Genomic DNA, 15,320 nt, shown 5'->3' on the forward strand with positions numbered 1-15,320 from the left:
TTTTGTTTACTCACACTAATTTAATGTAGAAAATCTTAAAAAATTAGCATTATACTTCGTAAATTTATAGCAGAATTAAACAGAGATTTCTATGAGTAAAAAAATAAAAAGAATAGGGGTAATGACTTCTGGAGGAGATGCTCCAGGTATGAATGCGGCTATTAGAGCCGTAGTAAGAGCTTGTGCTTATTATCAAGTAGAGTGTGTAGGTTTTTACAGCGGCTATTCAGGAATGATCGAAGGTAAATATGAAGAGTTGAACGCCCGTAGTGTACGTAATATTATAAATAGGGGAGGTACTTTTTTAAGAAGTGCACGATCTGCAGAATTTAAAACTAAAGAAGGAAGAGCTAAAGCCGCTGCACAGCTTGAAAAAGCTAAGATAGATGCAATGGTTTTAATTGGAGGAGATGGGACTTTTAGAGGAGGTCAACTCTTTTGTAACGAGCATAATATTCCAGTAATTGGTGTTCCGGGAACTATAGATAACGATATTTTTGGTACTTCATATACAATTGGCTATGATACTGCTTTAAATACTGTTTTAAGTGCAGTAGATAAAATTAGAGATACAGCTAGTTCACACGATAGATTATTTTTTATTGAAGTAATGGGACGTGATGCTGGATTTATAGCTTTAAATACAGGAATTGGAGCTGGAGCAGAAGAAATATTAATACCAGAAGAAGATTTAGGTATCGATAGACTATTAAATTCTTTGGAAAAAAGTCGTCGTTCTGGAAAAACTTCAAGTATTGTTATTGTATCTGAAGGAGATAAAACCGGAAAAAATGTTTTTGAATTAGCCGATTATGTTAAAAAGAATTTACCATATTATGATTCTAAAGTTACTGTTCTAGGACATATTCAGCGTGGTGGTAGTCCAACTTGTTTCGACAGGGTATTAGCTAGTCGATTATCGGTTAAAGCAGTAGAATTATTGCTAGATAATAAAAAGAACTTAATGGTTGGTATAAAAAACGAAGAAATTGTAACTTGTCCTTTGGATGATGTAATTAAAGGGAAACCAAGTATTAATAAGGATTTAATTAGAATTTCAGAGATTTTATCTATTTAAGATATGAGAACAGTCGCGATAATAGCACATAACGGGAAAAAAGCAGAAATGGTTCAGTTTTTAAACGAAAATAGAACTATTTTAGAATCAAAAGATATTAGTCTAATTGCAACAGGTACTACAGGTTCCAAAGCAGAAATTGCTGGTTTTGAAGTAGAAAAATTACTTTCTGGTCCTCTAGGAGGAGATGCGCAAATAGCAAGTAGGATAGCCGAGCATAAAGTAGATATGGTTATTTTCTTTAGAGACCCTATGGATAAGCACCCGCACGAACCTGATATTTTCATGCTTATGCGTTTATGCGATGTACACAATATACCTTTGGCAACTAACCCGGCAAGTGCTAAATTATTAGTAGAAGCCTTATAATAGAATCATAAAATATGGAAGAGAAAAAAATAGATACTAAGAATAAATAATGCATGAAATATATACAGGCTTTAATTGTTAGTTTATTTTTTTCTTTTTCCCTTTTTTCTCAAAATAACGAACCTTCAGTTTCATGTGAGAGGAAATTCTATAAGATAGGTTTTAATTTTGGTTTTGGAAGTGTAGATAATCCAGTATTTCACGACGACGATTATTTCTACGAAGTACAGTTTCGAAAATTTCAATTATATTATAAATTAAAATCAGGTAAATTTGTCGATTTTCAATTACTTTTTCAACCTGAATTTAATACAGCAAAGCATCAATTAACTAGTGATAGGTACATTGTGGCAAAAGATCATCCTTTATACGAAAGGAGAGAGGAAATGAAGAAATTTAAAAAATTCCACGAATATATATTTAATTTCGGCTTTCAGGTTAGTAAGAATTTCTCTAATAATGAAGTTTACCTTCTTGCTAGCATTGGTCCTGGTTACTTTGAAAAAACTACAGAAAGAATGTCTAAGGGAATTGGGTTTTCAGATAATCTAGCAATTGGTTATAGTCGGAAAATTCAAAAATATTATATCGATACTCGGCTAGGCTATCGTCATGCATCTAATGCTGAAATAAATGAAGTAAACGATGGTTACGACATGCTTGTTATAGATTTAGGTATTGGTTTTTATTTTAATTAAAGTTTTTTTAAAAAGTTCCAACAACACCAATAGTACCAACTCCCATTTTTAAACGCCAACTAATATTCGTTTCCTTACGCAAAGCCGGGTTGTTTTTTAAGAGGGTTTGTTTATCTAAATATTTATCTACTGAATCTACTACGGCTATTGTTAGTGCCATACTTAAAGCAACATCTGTTAGCCAGTGTGCTCCATGCCAAAGGCGTGATACAGGAGATACTAATCCTCCTAAATACAAACCAGCTTTAACCCATGGATTTTCAAATTGTTTACTAAGTGCGTAAAATGTGGTAAATGATAAAATGGTATGACCAGAAGGGAAAGAATGATAGGTTCCTTCTTTTGAAAAAGGTTTAAAAGATAACTTGTCTCTACCATCACCAGGGCGCGCTCTTCCCGCTATATTTTTAGAAATAGTTTGTATTAATCCTGCCGCACTAGCTGCAGAAATCATTAAAATACCAGTTCGTCTAATTTTTGGATTTTTAGTGAGTAACCCTGTTAAATAGATGGCGCCAGTAACTCCGTAATTATTTTGAGGGCTTCCAAAGTACCAACCAAATTCTTTAATTACACCAGGTACATCATCTTCTTGTTTTTTAAAGAAACGATGTGTTTCTTGGTCAAACATATTTAAACCTACGGTACCAATTAAAACTCCCGCAAAAAGCCCAATATCATCTTCTTGCCATTTAAAGGGACGACTATAAGAATATTTCAGCCCTCCATACATTAAAGAAGCATCAATCTTTAACGTTTCCCAAGTAGAAGCATCAGGGTTGTCAAAATAAGAATTAAACTCAGGATTCCCTCTCTGAGCATATGTATTAGTAGAAAATTGAAAAACTAAAATTAGAAAAAACAATTTTTTGATCATAAGCTTTAAATCCATTTTTTCTGCAAAAGAAAAATTTATTTGTTAATTGGAGTGCAATATTAACACATAATTTACATTAACAGGTAAAGATTCTAGTTCAATTTTCGATTAGTTGTGTTGGATTGGTTTAATAGGTAGATGTAAACTGAAATTTCTTATTACCTATTAAAATTTCGTAAATTGTATTCAAATTTAATCATATGGGAATATACAATGCTAAATCTGATAGATATTCTAAAATGAAATATAAACGCTGTGGAAAAAGTGGAATTAAACTGCCTATGATTTCTTTGGGATTATGGCATAACTTTGGAGATAATAGCAATTTTGAGAATTCTAGAGCACTTCTGAGAACCGCTTTTGATAACGGAATTACTCATTTTGATTTGGCTAATAATTATGGACCACCATATGGCGCAGCTGAAAGAAATTTTGGGAAAATTTATATAGAAGATTTTAAAAAATACCGTGATGAATTAATAATTTCATCTAAAGCAGGTTACGATATGTGGCCAGGTCCTTACGGCGATCATGGTTCAAGAAAATATCTTATTTCTAGTATAAATCGGTCATTGGAAAGGATGAATTTAGAGTATGTAGATATTTTTTATCATCATCGTCCAGATTTTGAAACACCGTTGGAAGAAACAATGGGAGCTCTCGATCAGATTGTAAGAAGTGGAAAAGCTTTATACGTAGGAATTTCTAATTATCCTGCAGATAGAACTGCCGAAGCAGCTAAAATTTTAAAGGAATTAAGGACACCATTCTTAATCCATCAACCACGTTATAATATGATGGATCGCTGGGTGGAAAATGGATTGTTAGATACTTTGGAAGAAGTCGGAATAGGTAGTATTGTATTTTCTCCTTTGCAGCAGGGTATACTTACTAATAAATATTTAAATGGTATACCTAAAGATTCTAGGGCAGCGACAGAAGGTACTTATCTTAAAAAAGAAACAATTACTCCCGAAATTATTAAGCAAGTTCAGCAATTAAATATGTTAGCAGAGGAAAGAAATCAGACTTTGGCTCAAATGGCAATCGCATGGCTGTTAAAAGATAGTAGAGTGACTTCTGTATTAGTGGGGGTTAGCAAAATACAGCAATTAAAAGATAATATTTCAGCTTTAAACAAGTTAGAATTTTCTTCTGAAGAATTAGAAGCAATTGAAAATATACTTCACTAGAAATACTAAAAAAGCCTCAGATAATAATTTCTGAGGCTTTTTTATACAATTGTTATTCGTTTTAGCTGATAATAGCGATAGCGCTTATTTCAACATTTACAAATTTTGGTAAATTAGCAACTTCAACTGTTTCACGAGCAGGAGCAGTATCGGTATTAAAATAAGTTCCGTAGATATCATTAATTTTTGCAAAATTATTCATATCGCTAATAAAAATAGATGTTTTAATTACATCTTCCCAATTGCAACTAGCTTCTTTTAAAATAGCTTCTAAATTTTGCATTACTTGATGAGTTTCGGTATCTAAATCTTTATTGTTTAACTCACCTGTTTCAACATTAAGCGCAATTTGTCCAGAAATAAATAGCATATTGCCAGTTTGTATAGCTTGGTTATAAGGACCTATTGGAGCCGGAGCATTTTCAGTTTTTATAATCTTTTTCATAATTTATGACTTTAAATTAATTTGAGATAGTTCTGTCTGGTGCACGTCTCTTATCGTATTTAATATCGCTAAGTACAGAAGATTTAATTCCGATAAAGAAATTCCAAGACTTTCTTGCGCTAAAAGGAATCCAATTAAAACTCATTCTCCAACTTTCTAAATCACGCTGAAAACGAAATTGTGTATAGGTGAAACCTGTATTTACAAAATCGAATCCGGAAGAAACTCCTGCTTTCCATTTAGGAGAAAGTTCTACATCTCCGGAAAACATTATAGAGTGGGAGCTTATTTCATTATTTCTTACTCTATTATTATACGTCATGGTGTAAGAAATTCGGATGTCCCATGGTATTCGGTAATTATACCAGTCTGTTTTTTCTTTTTCATCCCCTTCAATTTCCTCTTCATCATCAGGATATAAGTTTCCATTTAGCCCAGGGTTTACACCTAATAGATCATCCCTTCTTCCTCCATTTCGATAGGATTCATTATCAATCTCATCTTCGTTTTCATTATCTTTATCTGCAAAATCTTTACTAGAAAAAGAATAGCCAAAACTAACATTTGCATTAGTCAAACGGAATAAACTACCTCCGTTAGAAATATTTAATTTATCGATTCTTCTGTTATTATTGTCTAAAGCATAAATATCTAGATTACCACCAAAATTAATATCTAATTTATTTTGAATAATTGGTAAACTTCCTCTAACAGAAAGTGGCGCTAATTTTAAACTATCTGCTGCTAGATTATAAGATGTGCTTACACTGAAGTTATTAAGAAGTTTGATTTTTTTAGGTTCTGTAGCAGTACTGTCTTTATCTCTCACTTTGGCTTCTAATGTATTACTTATACTAAAACCTAACGAACTGGAAAAATCTTTACCAGGAGCGCCATATAGTGTATTCTGAAAGCGTGAATATTCTACTCGAGTAGAATCTGTAGGGTCGGCTAATGGAACTTCATAATATTCATCGTAATACTGATCGAAAGAAGGATTAATTCCATAGCTAATTGAGGGGCGCATGGTATGCCGTATAGCTTGAATCTTTTTATCTTTCCCAAAATTTTTCTGACCATAAATTGTAGTACCTATACTAGCACCAAAATTATAGGTCCTGTAGGAATCAAATCCTCTTATAGTATCTACTACTTCTCTATCATTAACACTGTCGTATGATCTATCGTAAGTCTCAAAAACCCAATTTTCTTCATAATTTGTATTAGCACTTACACTAAAATATTTGAATATTTTAAAGTTAGTAGCCAGTGGTATTGTATGTTGAGCACCGTATACAGCTTCTTTAAACATCTGAGGTTTAAAAAATAAAGAATCAGTAGTCTCGAATTTATTTTGTGCTCGTAAATTATATTGTAGGTTTATATTTTGAATAATCCCCTTTTTAATACCACTTTTAGTAGCAAACGGATAAATACGATCTACGCTTGCCTGCAATGTAGGCAGCGTCATTGTAATTTTTCCTGTGTTTGTATTTTGTTGGTGTGAAGCAGTTAAACTTAAATTTACACCGGGATCACTGTCAAAAGTTTTACTATATGATACAGAAGATCTTAAGGTGTTATTTAAAACATTTGCAGAGTTTGTTTGGTTTTGAGAGAATGTATAGTAATTACTACTTCCTAAGTTTACACTTGCAGAGAACCTAGAAGACGGACTTGCTTTAGAATCTTGGCTATGTGACCATTGCAAGTTGTAAATGGAACCCTCGCCATAATCGGGGAAGCCTCTTTCGCTAGTATATTGCTTTTCGAAACGGAAGCGTAAATTACCTCTAAATTTATAGCGCTTTGCATAATTAGATTCAATTCGCAACCCATAGCTTCCATTTGTATAGTAATCTCCCAAAGTAAGCAAATCTACATAATCACTAATCGCAAAGTAATACCCACCATTTTGAAGAAAAAATCCTCGATTTCCATTTCCAAAAGAGGGCACTATAAAACCAGATGTTGTTTCTTCGGTTAACGGAAAGTATCCAAAAGGTAGGAGTAATGGAGTAGGTACATCTGCGATATACATATTTACAAAGCCACTAACTATTTTTTTACTAGGAACAAATTTTATTTTTCGAGCATAGAAATAATATTCCGGATCATCTACATCTTCTGAAGTTGTAAAGCGAACATTCTTCATAAAATAAACTGAATCATTCTCTCTTTTGGTTACGGCACCTTTTACATTAAATGAAGCTTCTTGAGTTCTAGAATTATAAATAAGTGCACGTTCTGTATCAAAATTAAACCGTATCGAATCAGGTTCTACCGTTCTAGATCCTTGTTTAAAAACAGGAGGTTGGGTGTAAGTTCCTGTAGAATCTACAATACCATATGCGTAAACTTCTTTTTGGTTATTATCAATAATAATTTTACCGGCACTAATAGTCATGTCTTGGTAAACTACTTCTGCATTATTGTAAAGATACATTTTGCCTTCACGTTGGCTGAGCCTCATATAATCTTTAGCAGAATAATCTACAATATCTGTAATTACTTGGTTTTGATTGTTTTCTTTAAGGGTGTCGGTTTCAAATAATCCTAATAAACTATCTTGTTCCCTTACCAATTTTGCTAAAGGAAGGTTGTTAACTAAAATCAGCGAATCTTTTTCTGCTCGGATTTCTATAGAATTAGTTTTAGGTATTTCCTGAGCGTACGAACACACCAACGGGAAGAGTAGGAGAATACAGCAAAAAAGTATTTTAGGTATATTTGTTTGCAATGCTTTAAACACTATTTTTGTACAGAATGGCTCATTTTTTGAGATTCCAAAATTACATATATTTTTAGCAATTTTTTGCTTTTGGGCGAAAATAGTCATTAAAATATTAATATAAAGACTAGAAGTGAGATTATCTATGAAAACGATTATAACTAATATTTTGGTATGTTCATGTTTCCTGTTTTTTTGTAATGATATGTTAGCCAATACGCAACCTCCTCAAAAAGATTCTTATGTAGTAGTTTTAGATGCTGGCCACGGAGGTAAGGATCCTGGGAACTTAGGAAATAATTATAAAGAAAAAGATATTGCACTAGATATTGTCCTTAAAGTTGGTAAAAAACTTGAGTCTAAAGGCATTAAAGTAGTTTATACTCGTAAAACAGATGTTTTTATTCCTTTAATGAAACGGGGACAAATTGCGAATGATGCTAATGCTGATCTTTTTGTATCTGTACATTGTAATTCTCATAGTTCTCAAGCATCCGGTACTGAGACTTTTGTTTTAGGATCTAAAAGGCACGATACAAATTTTGAAGTTGCCAAACGTGAGAATTCGGTTATTTATATGGAAGAAGATTACAAAGTAACTTATAATGGTTTTGATCCTAATTCTCCGGAGTCTTTTATAGGGATGACGCTTTTACAGGAAGAATATTCAAACCAAAGTATTTTATTGGCCGATTTAATTCAGAAAAAATTCACTAACGATCTACATAGAAAAAATCGAGGAGTTAAAGAAGGCGCTTTAATTGTATTGCACCAAACGTATATGCCAAGTGTATTAGTAGAAGTTGGTTTTTTAACAAATAATAGCGAAGGTGCTTTCCTAAATAGTAATGCCGGTCAATCTAAAATGGCTAATGGAATTGTGGATGGTATTATGGATTATGCCTCTCAAATTAATTTATCTTCTATATCAAGCATTCATCCTTTAGATAATAAAACTGTTACCAAATCAGAATCTGGTGTAAGTATTAATGGAAATGCAGCAGATTATTATAAAGGAATAATATTTAGCGTTCAGCTAGCAGCGGGATCTAAGAAATTAGCTACAAAATCTTATAATTTTAAAGGTATAAATGATGTTTTTAGAAAAAAAGAGGGGAATCTATATAAATATTATGTAGGTGAAACCTCTAGTTATTTAGATATTCAAAAAGTACATCAGAAAGCGATAAAACGAGGTTTTCCAAACAGTTATATAGTAGCCTTTAAAAATGGAAAAAAAATTACAGTTAATGAGGCGTTAAAAACAAATATTAATTGAGAATCTTTTCTATATTTATCCTTAAATTTGTTGCTATTGACTAAAAAACTAACTTTTGAAATACTCTAGAGAGGTAAAAACAGCTATACTTGCTATTATAGCTATTGCAATACTAATATTTGGTTATAACTTTTTAAAAGGTAAAAACCTATTAGATTCCAATCGTACATTTTATGCAATATACAATGATGTAGAAGGGCTTTCTCCTTCTTCTAATGTAACTATTAATGGATTAAAAGTAGGTCAGGTTACTGCTATAAATTTTTTAAATAGAGAAGGCCAGCTTTTAGTAACATTCACAGTTGAAAAAGATTTTCAATTTACTAATGCTAGTGTAGCTCAAGTATATGGTGGTGGTATTATTGGAGGAAAATCCTTAGGGATAATTCCAAAATATAAGGAAGGAGAAATAGCAAAAACCGGAGATACCTTACCGAGTAATGTAGAAGAGGGAATTATGGAGCTGGTTAACGAGAGGCTTACACCTCTTCAAAAGAAAATAGAGCGTACTGTAGTAAGTGCAGATTCTTTATTGACAGGTGTAAATCAGTTACTTAACGATTCTACTCGATATAGTATTCAAAATACATTCAAAAATTTGAATAAGATCTCTAGCTCATTAAAAAATAGCAGTGTTGAAATTGAAGGTATTTTGAACGAGAACTCTAGTAAACTAAGTAGTACATTTACTAATTTAGATAAAACAGCAAGTAATTTTGCATCGGTTTCAGATTCATTAAATCAAATGAATGTTGGCCAAATAACTCGAGATTTGGAAGGAGTTGTTGCTGATTTTAGAAATATAGCTGATAATTTGAATTCTGGTAAAGGAACTGCCGGTAAATTATTAAATGACGATAAAGTTTATAATAATTTAGATAGGGCTACTATGCAACTAGAACAATTATTACAAGACATAAAACTAAACCCGAAGCGATACGTACATTTCTCTGTATTCGGAAAAAATCCTGGTCCGTACGAAGAGCCTAAAGATTCTTTAAAGTAAACAAGCGGTATGCAAATCCTAGCTCAAATACTATTTTCAATAGCATTAATAGTTGGTATTTCTTTTTTTGTAAGGAATATTCGGCTAATGATCCGGAATGTTAAATTAGGAAAATCAATTGATCGAACTGATAGAGCTGCAGAACGTTGGTCTAAAACAATCAAAATTGCTTTAGGTCAGAGCAAAATGGTTAGAAAACCAGTCGCAGGTATTCTCCATGTCATAGTATATCTTGGTTTTATTATTATCAATATTGAAGTTCTTGAAATTATTATAGATGGTATTTTTGGGACGCACCGTGTATTATCATTTTTAGGTGGATTTTATAACTTTTTAATAGGGAGTTTTGAAATTTTAGCCGTTTTAGTGCTGATAGGTGTTGTTATTTTTTGGATTCGCCGAAATGTTCTTCATATTTATCGATTTTTAAATAAAGAACTAAAAGGTTGGCCAAAAAATGATGCAAACTATATTTTGTATTTTGAAATGGTACTGATGTCTTTATTTTTAATAATGAATGCAGCAGATCTTCAATTACAATTAAATGGTCATACGCACTATGCACATTCTAGTGCAATTGTTGGAGCATTTCCGGTGAGTCAATTTTTACTGCCAATTTTCGAAAGTATTTCTGATGCTACTTTAGTTATTATTGAAAGAGCTGCGTGGTGGCTTCATATTTTAGGAATACTATTTTTCTTAAACTATTTATATTATTCAAAACATCTTCATATTCTATTAGCTTTTCCAAATGTTTATTTTTCAAAATTAAAACCTAAAGGAGAGTTAGATAATCTTGAAGCGGTTAAAAAAGAAGTTGCTTTAATGATGGATCCTAATGCAGATCCGTTTGCAGCTCCGGCAGAAAATGAAGAAGAGCCTGAAAAATTTGGAGCTTCCGATGTTTTCGATCTCAATCAGGTTCAGTTATTGAATGCGTATACGTGTACTGAATGTGGACGTTGTACCGCAGAATGTCCGGCAAACCAAACCGGAAAAAAATTATCACCCCGAAAGATAATGATGGATACGAGAGATCGTTTAGAAGAAGTAGGTGGTATTATAACAAAAAAGGGCAAGTTTGAAGATGATGGCAAACAGCTCTTAGATAATTATATACAGCAAGAAGAATTATGGGCTTGTACAAGCTGTAATGCTTGTGTTGAAGCTTGCCCAATAGGAATCGATCCACTTTCAATAATTATTGATATGAGACGTTATTTAGTAATGGAACAAAGTGCAGTACCTAATGAACTAGCAGTATCTTTAGGTAATATTGAAAACAATGGAGCACCTTGGCCATACAACCAAATGGATCGTTTAAATTGGGCAGAAGAGAATAAATAATTTTAAAGAATTCAATATATGGCAGATGCGATTAAAGTTCCAACCATGGCAGAATATATGGCTGAAGGAAAAAATCCTGAAGTATTATTTTGGGTAGGTTGTGCAGGTAGTTTTGACGATCGCGCCAAAAAAATAACAAAAGCTTTTGTAAAGTTATTGCACCGATCTGGTGTAGATTTTGCAGTTTTAGGAACCGAGGAAAGTTGTACCGGAGATCCGGCTAAAAGGGCAGGAAATGAATTTTTATTTCAAATGCAAGCCGCAATAAATATAGAAGTTCTAAACGGTTATGGAATTAAAAATATAGTAACAACTTGTCCGCATTGCTTTAACACTCTTAAAAATGAATATCCTTCACTTGGCGGAAATTACGAAGTCCAACACCATACTCAATTTTTAAAAAGCCTTTTAGAAGAAGGAAAACTAAAAGTAGAAGGTGGTAAATTTAAAGGTAAACGTATAACTTTTCATGATCCTTGTTATTTAGGTCGTGCTAATAATGAGTATGAAGCACCAAGAGATTTACTTCGGAAATTAGAAGTTGAACTTATAGAAATGCGTAAATGCAAACGCAATGCTATGTGTTGTGGAGCAGGTGGTGCACAAATGTTTAAAGATTCCGAAGAAGGAAAAAAAGAAGTTAATATAGAACGTACCGAGCAGGCTGAAGCTGTTAACCCTGATGTAATTGCCGCAGGCTGTCCATTTTGTAATACCATGATGACCGATGGTGTTAAAAGCAAATCTAAAGAAGATGAAATAGCTGTTTTAGATGTAGCTGAAATGATCGCAGAGGCAGAAGATCTTTAAATAAAAAAGAAGATCTTTTTTTTGCCGCTTAAGCGATAATCATAATTTTGCAATAAAAAAATTACCAAAGCACATGTTAGTACCATTTAAAGCGTTACCTGATAACGCTAGAGTCTGGATATACCAAAGTAACCGATCTTTTACTGAAGAAGAATTAACCGAAATTCAATCAAAATTAGATGATTTTTTAGTTGAATGGACAGTACACGGACAGCAACTAAATGCTGGATACGAAATTCGATACAAACGTTTTATTATTATTGGTTTAGATCAAGAAATAAATGCAGCTTCAGGTTGTTCTATAGATGCTTCTGTACATTTTATTCAATCTCTTGAAAAGGAATATAATGTCGATTTGTTAGATAAAATGAATGTTTCTTTTAAGCAAGGAGAATTTGTGGCTTATAAGAATTTGATTGATTTCAAAAAAATGGTGAAAAATAAATCTGTTTCTCCAAAAACAATCGTCTTCAATAACTTGGTAAATAATAAAGCTGAATATCTTTCAGATTGGGAAGTTCCTGCAGCTGAAAGCTGGCACAAGAGATTTTTAAAATAATGAGTTTTAAGAAAAGAGTTTTAAGCGGAATATTTATTCTCTTCAGTTCTTTTTTACTAGCTCAAACTCCAGATCCGTTAGTTACGGCTGATAGTCTTGCCCAAAAAAAGTGGGTAGATAGCATCTATTCTAATTTTAGTTTAGAACAGAAGTTGGGGCAACTCTTTATGGTCGATGTTTTTTCGAATACTTCGCAACAGAATTTAAATTATGTTGAAAGTTTAATTAAAAACTACCATATTGGAGGTGTAATTTTTTCTAAAGGAGGTCCTGTTCGAGAAGCTAAAATTACTAATACATTTCAAGAAGCTAGTAAAGTTCCATTATTAATTGGGATGGATGCTGAATGGGGGCTATCTATGCGCTTAGATTCTACTTATTCGCTTCCTTGGAACATGACGTTAGGAGCAATTCAAGATACCACTTTGGTAAGAAGAGCCGGTTTTACAATTGGTAAGCATTGTAAACGTATGGGGATTCATATAAATTTTGCACCAGTTGTAGATGTGAATACCAATCCGCGTAATCCCATTATTGGAAATCGGTCTTTTGGAGAAAATAAATTTAATGTAGCTGAAAAAGCGGTTGCATTTATGCAAGGCATGCACGAAGCCGGAATTTTATCGAGCGCTAAGCATTTTCCAGGACACGGAGATACTAATCAAGATTCTCACAAAACCTTACCTTCTGTATTATTTTCTAAAGAGCGTTTAGAAGATATTGAATTTTACCCATTTAAGAAATTAATTCATAACGGAGTAAGTAGTATTATGGTTGCTCACCTTAATGTTCCCGCTTTAGAGACAAAAGAGAGTATGCCAACTTCATTATCTAAAAATGTAGTTACTAATTTACTTCAAAAAAAGCTTCAGTTTAAAGGATTAGTGTTTACCGATGCATTGAATATGAATGGTGTTGCTAATTACGATAAACCCGGAGCTATAGATTTAGCAGCCTTTGAAGCTGGCAATGATATCTTATTGATGTCTAAAAATGTTCCTAAGGCATTAAAAATATTAAAAGAAGCTTACGAGAATAAAATAATTTCAGAAGCTCGTTTAGCCCATTCTGTAAAGAAAATTTTAAAAGCAAAATATAGAGCAGGTTTAAATAATTATAAACCCGTTGAAGAGGAGTATTTAATTAAAGAATTAAATACAACAGCCGATAAAGCTTTTTACGAAGACTTAATGGAGAATGCTATAACACTGATTCGTAATAATAGAGGTATTGTTCCTTTAAAAAATATTAAAGATCAGAAAATAGCATACATAAGTATGGGCAACGATGATGGAAGTACATTTTTAAGAGAATTAAAAAAATATACAAAAATCGATCATATTGAAAGTGGAGATTTATCAAGTTTGCTTAATAAATTAAAGACGTATGATCGTGTTATAATAGGTTTTCATAAAAAAAGTGATAATCCTTGGCGGAGCTATAAATTCACTGAAAAAAATAGATTATGGATTCGTGAAATTGCCAAGCAGCATCCTGTATTATTATCAGTTTTTACAAGTCCATACTCGTTACTCGATTTCAAATCTACTACAGATATAGAATCGATTTTGGTAGCCTATCAAAATACTGAAATAGCACAACAAAAAGCAGCACAAATACTATTTGGAGCTATAGGCGCTAAAGGAAAATTACCGGTTAGTGTAGGAGTAGATTTTCCAGAAGGTACTGGCTATTTTTCTAAACCAATAAATAGGTTAAGTTACGGAATGCCTGAAACGGAAGGAATGAATTCTTTTAAATTAAAGAAAATTGATTCTATAATTAACGATGCAATCAAAAAAAAAATGACTCCTGGAGCTCAAATTTTAGTAGCTCGCCACGGAAAAGTCGTCTATAATAAGAATTTTGGATACCAAACTTACAATAAATCAAAAGCAATTACCGATACTTCGGTTTATGATTTAGCTTCTCTAACAAAAGTATTAGGAACTTTGCCATTAATAATGCAGCAAGTTGAAAAAGGCATACTTACTTTTGATACTACTTTAGGTGAGTTTATGCCGGTTTTTCAAAATTCAAATAAATCTGATATTACACTCCAAGATATGTTAATGCATTATGCCAGATTAAAACCTTGGATTCCGTTTTACATATCTACTATAGATGGAGTTACAAAAAAGCCCTCTACATTATATTATCATACCAAAGCAGATAGTGTTTTTAATACACAAATTGCTAATAATATGTTTTTAAGGCGGAGTATGCAAGACTCTATTATTAACACAATAAAAGAGAGTAAATTAAATAAAAGAAAAGTTTATAAATACAGCGATTTACCCTTTTATATAATGAAATATTATCTGGAAGGATTTTATAAAAAAAACCTTAACACGTTAACACAAGAGCGTTTTTATAAATCGTTAGGTGCAAATTACACAGGATATTTACCTAAAACACGTTTTCCGTTAGATGAGATTGTTCCTACAGAAAACGATAAGTTATGGCGAAGGCAATTAGTGCATGGTTATGTACACGATCAGGGTGCAGCAATGCAAGGAGGCATTGGTGGCCATGCTGGTTTGTTTAGTAATGCAAACGATGTCGCAAAAATAATGCAAATGTACTTGCAAGGAGGGACCTATGGAGGGCATCAATACTTCAAATCTAGTACTATCGATAAGTTTAATACTTGTTATTATTGCGATGAAAATGTAAGGCGGGGCGTTGGTTTCGACAAACCTCAAATATCAGGTGGAGGTCCGGCTTGTACTTGTGTATCTAAAAGTAGTTTCGGGCATAGCGGTTTTACCGGTACATTTGCTTGGGCAGATCCTGAAAATGGAATTGTTTATGTATTTTTATCAAATAGAGTATATCCAGATTCAACAAATAGAAAACTGATTCATGAAAATATTCGTACAAAAATACAAGAGATTATTTATGAAGCAATCGATTATTAAATAGTAG

General features: G+C 32.5%; 13 protein-coding genes. 10 read left to right on the top strand and 3 right to left on the bottom strand.

The window, feature by feature from the left end; genetic code table 11:
• The first annotated feature begins 91 nt into the window (after positions 1–91).
• From pfkA to ACN0WI_RS13420, 3 genes are read left to right on the top strand one after another with little or no spacing between them, the layout of a single operon-like run.
• Entirely contained in the window at positions 92–1,078 is a 987-nt protein-coding gene (pfkA, locus tag ACN0WI_RS13410) for a 6-phosphofructokinase (RefSeq protein WP_417887480.1), read from the top strand.
• Between the two features lie 3 nt (positions 1,079–1,081).
• Positions 1,082–1,447: a methylglyoxal synthase gene (locus ACN0WI_RS13415; RefSeq protein WP_417887482.1), complete on the top strand. Its 366-nt coding sequence runs from the start codon at positions 1,082–1,084 to the stop codon at positions 1,445–1,447.
• A gap of 53 nt (positions 1,448–1,500) precedes the next feature.
• Positions 1,501–2,145: an acyloxyacyl hydrolase gene (locus ACN0WI_RS13420; protein ID WP_417887483.1), complete on the top strand. Its 645-nt coding sequence runs from the start codon at positions 1,501–1,503 to the stop codon at positions 2,143–2,145.
• A gap of 7 nt (positions 2,146–2,152) precedes the next feature.
• Here ACN0WI_RS13420 and ACN0WI_RS13425 read toward each other — a convergent pair whose 3' ends face one another.
• Positions 2,153–3,037, bottom strand: coding sequence for a phosphatase PAP2 family protein (locus ACN0WI_RS13425; protein WP_417887484.1), 885 nt, complete (start codon positions 3,035–3,037; stop codon positions 2,153–2,155).
• A gap of 185 nt (positions 3,038–3,222) precedes the next feature.
• Between ACN0WI_RS13425 and mgrA the strand changes: the two genes are divergently transcribed.
• Entirely contained in the window at positions 3,223–4,215 is a 993-nt protein-coding gene (mgrA, locus tag ACN0WI_RS13430) for an L-glyceraldehyde 3-phosphate reductase (protein ID WP_417887485.1), read from the top strand.
• Between the two features lie 61 nt (positions 4,216–4,276).
• Here mgrA and ACN0WI_RS13435 read toward each other — a convergent pair whose 3' ends face one another.
• Positions 4,277–4,660 (bottom strand): RidA family protein, encoded by a 384-nt coding sequence (locus tag ACN0WI_RS13435; RefSeq protein ID WP_417887487.1) that lies wholly within the window; start codon positions 4,658–4,660, stop codon positions 4,277–4,279.
• Positions 4,661–4,676: 16 nt separating this feature from the next.
• Complete coding sequence (locus tag ACN0WI_RS13440; protein WP_417887488.1) at positions 4,677–7,400, bottom strand: putative LPS assembly protein LptD; 2,724 nt, start codon at positions 7,398–7,400, stop codon at positions 4,677–4,679.
• A 136-nt stretch (positions 7,401–7,536) separates the two neighbouring features.
• Between ACN0WI_RS13440 and ACN0WI_RS13445 the strand changes: the two genes are divergently transcribed.
• The 6 genes from ACN0WI_RS13445 to ACN0WI_RS13470 all read left to right on the top strand — a co-directional run bounded on the left by ACN0WI_RS13445 (position 7,537) and on the right by ACN0WI_RS13470 (position 15,313).
• Positions 7,537–8,670, top strand: a complete 1,134-nt coding sequence (locus ACN0WI_RS13445; protein WP_417887489.1) for an N-acetylmuramoyl-L-alanine amidase family protein — start codon at positions 7,537–7,539, stop codon at positions 8,668–8,670.
• Positions 8,671–8,725: 55 nt separating this feature from the next.
• Complete coding sequence (locus ACN0WI_RS13450) at positions 8,726–9,676, top strand: MlaD family protein (protein WP_417887490.1); 951 nt, start codon at positions 8,726–8,728, stop codon at positions 9,674–9,676.
• Positions 9,677–9,685: 9 nt separating this feature from the next.
• Complete coding sequence (locus ACN0WI_RS13455; protein WP_417887491.1) at positions 9,686–11,023, top strand: 4Fe-4S dicluster domain-containing protein; 1,338 nt, start codon at positions 9,686–9,688, stop codon at positions 11,021–11,023.
• Positions 11,024–11,041: 18 nt separating this feature from the next.
• The gene (locus ACN0WI_RS13460) at positions 11,042–11,833 is read left to right on the top strand and encodes a (Fe-S)-binding protein (protein ID WP_417887492.1); all 792 of its coding nucleotides are present in this window, start codon (positions 11,042–11,044) and stop codon (positions 11,831–11,833) included.
• Positions 11,834–11,906: 73 nt separating this feature from the next.
• A complete protein-coding gene (locus tag ACN0WI_RS13465) occupies positions 11,907–12,392 on the top strand; it encodes an ABC transporter ATPase (RefSeq protein ID WP_417887493.1) in 486 nt (161 codons plus the stop codon).
• Positions 12,392–15,313: a glycoside hydrolase family 3 N-terminal domain-containing protein gene (locus tag ACN0WI_RS13470; protein WP_417887494.1), complete on the top strand. Its 2,922-nt coding sequence runs from the start codon at positions 12,392–12,394 to the stop codon at positions 15,311–15,313. Before ACN0WI_RS13465 ends, ACN0WI_RS13470 begins: the two co-directional genes overlap by 1 nt.
• The last annotated feature ends 7 nt before the right edge of the window (positions 15,314–15,320 follow it).

Origin of the sequence: Zunongwangia sp., from assembly GCF_048269745.1 — a bacterium.
In the GTDB taxonomy this organism is placed as follows: Bacteria; Bacteroidota; Bacteroidia; order Flavobacteriales; family Flavobacteriaceae; genus Zunongwangia.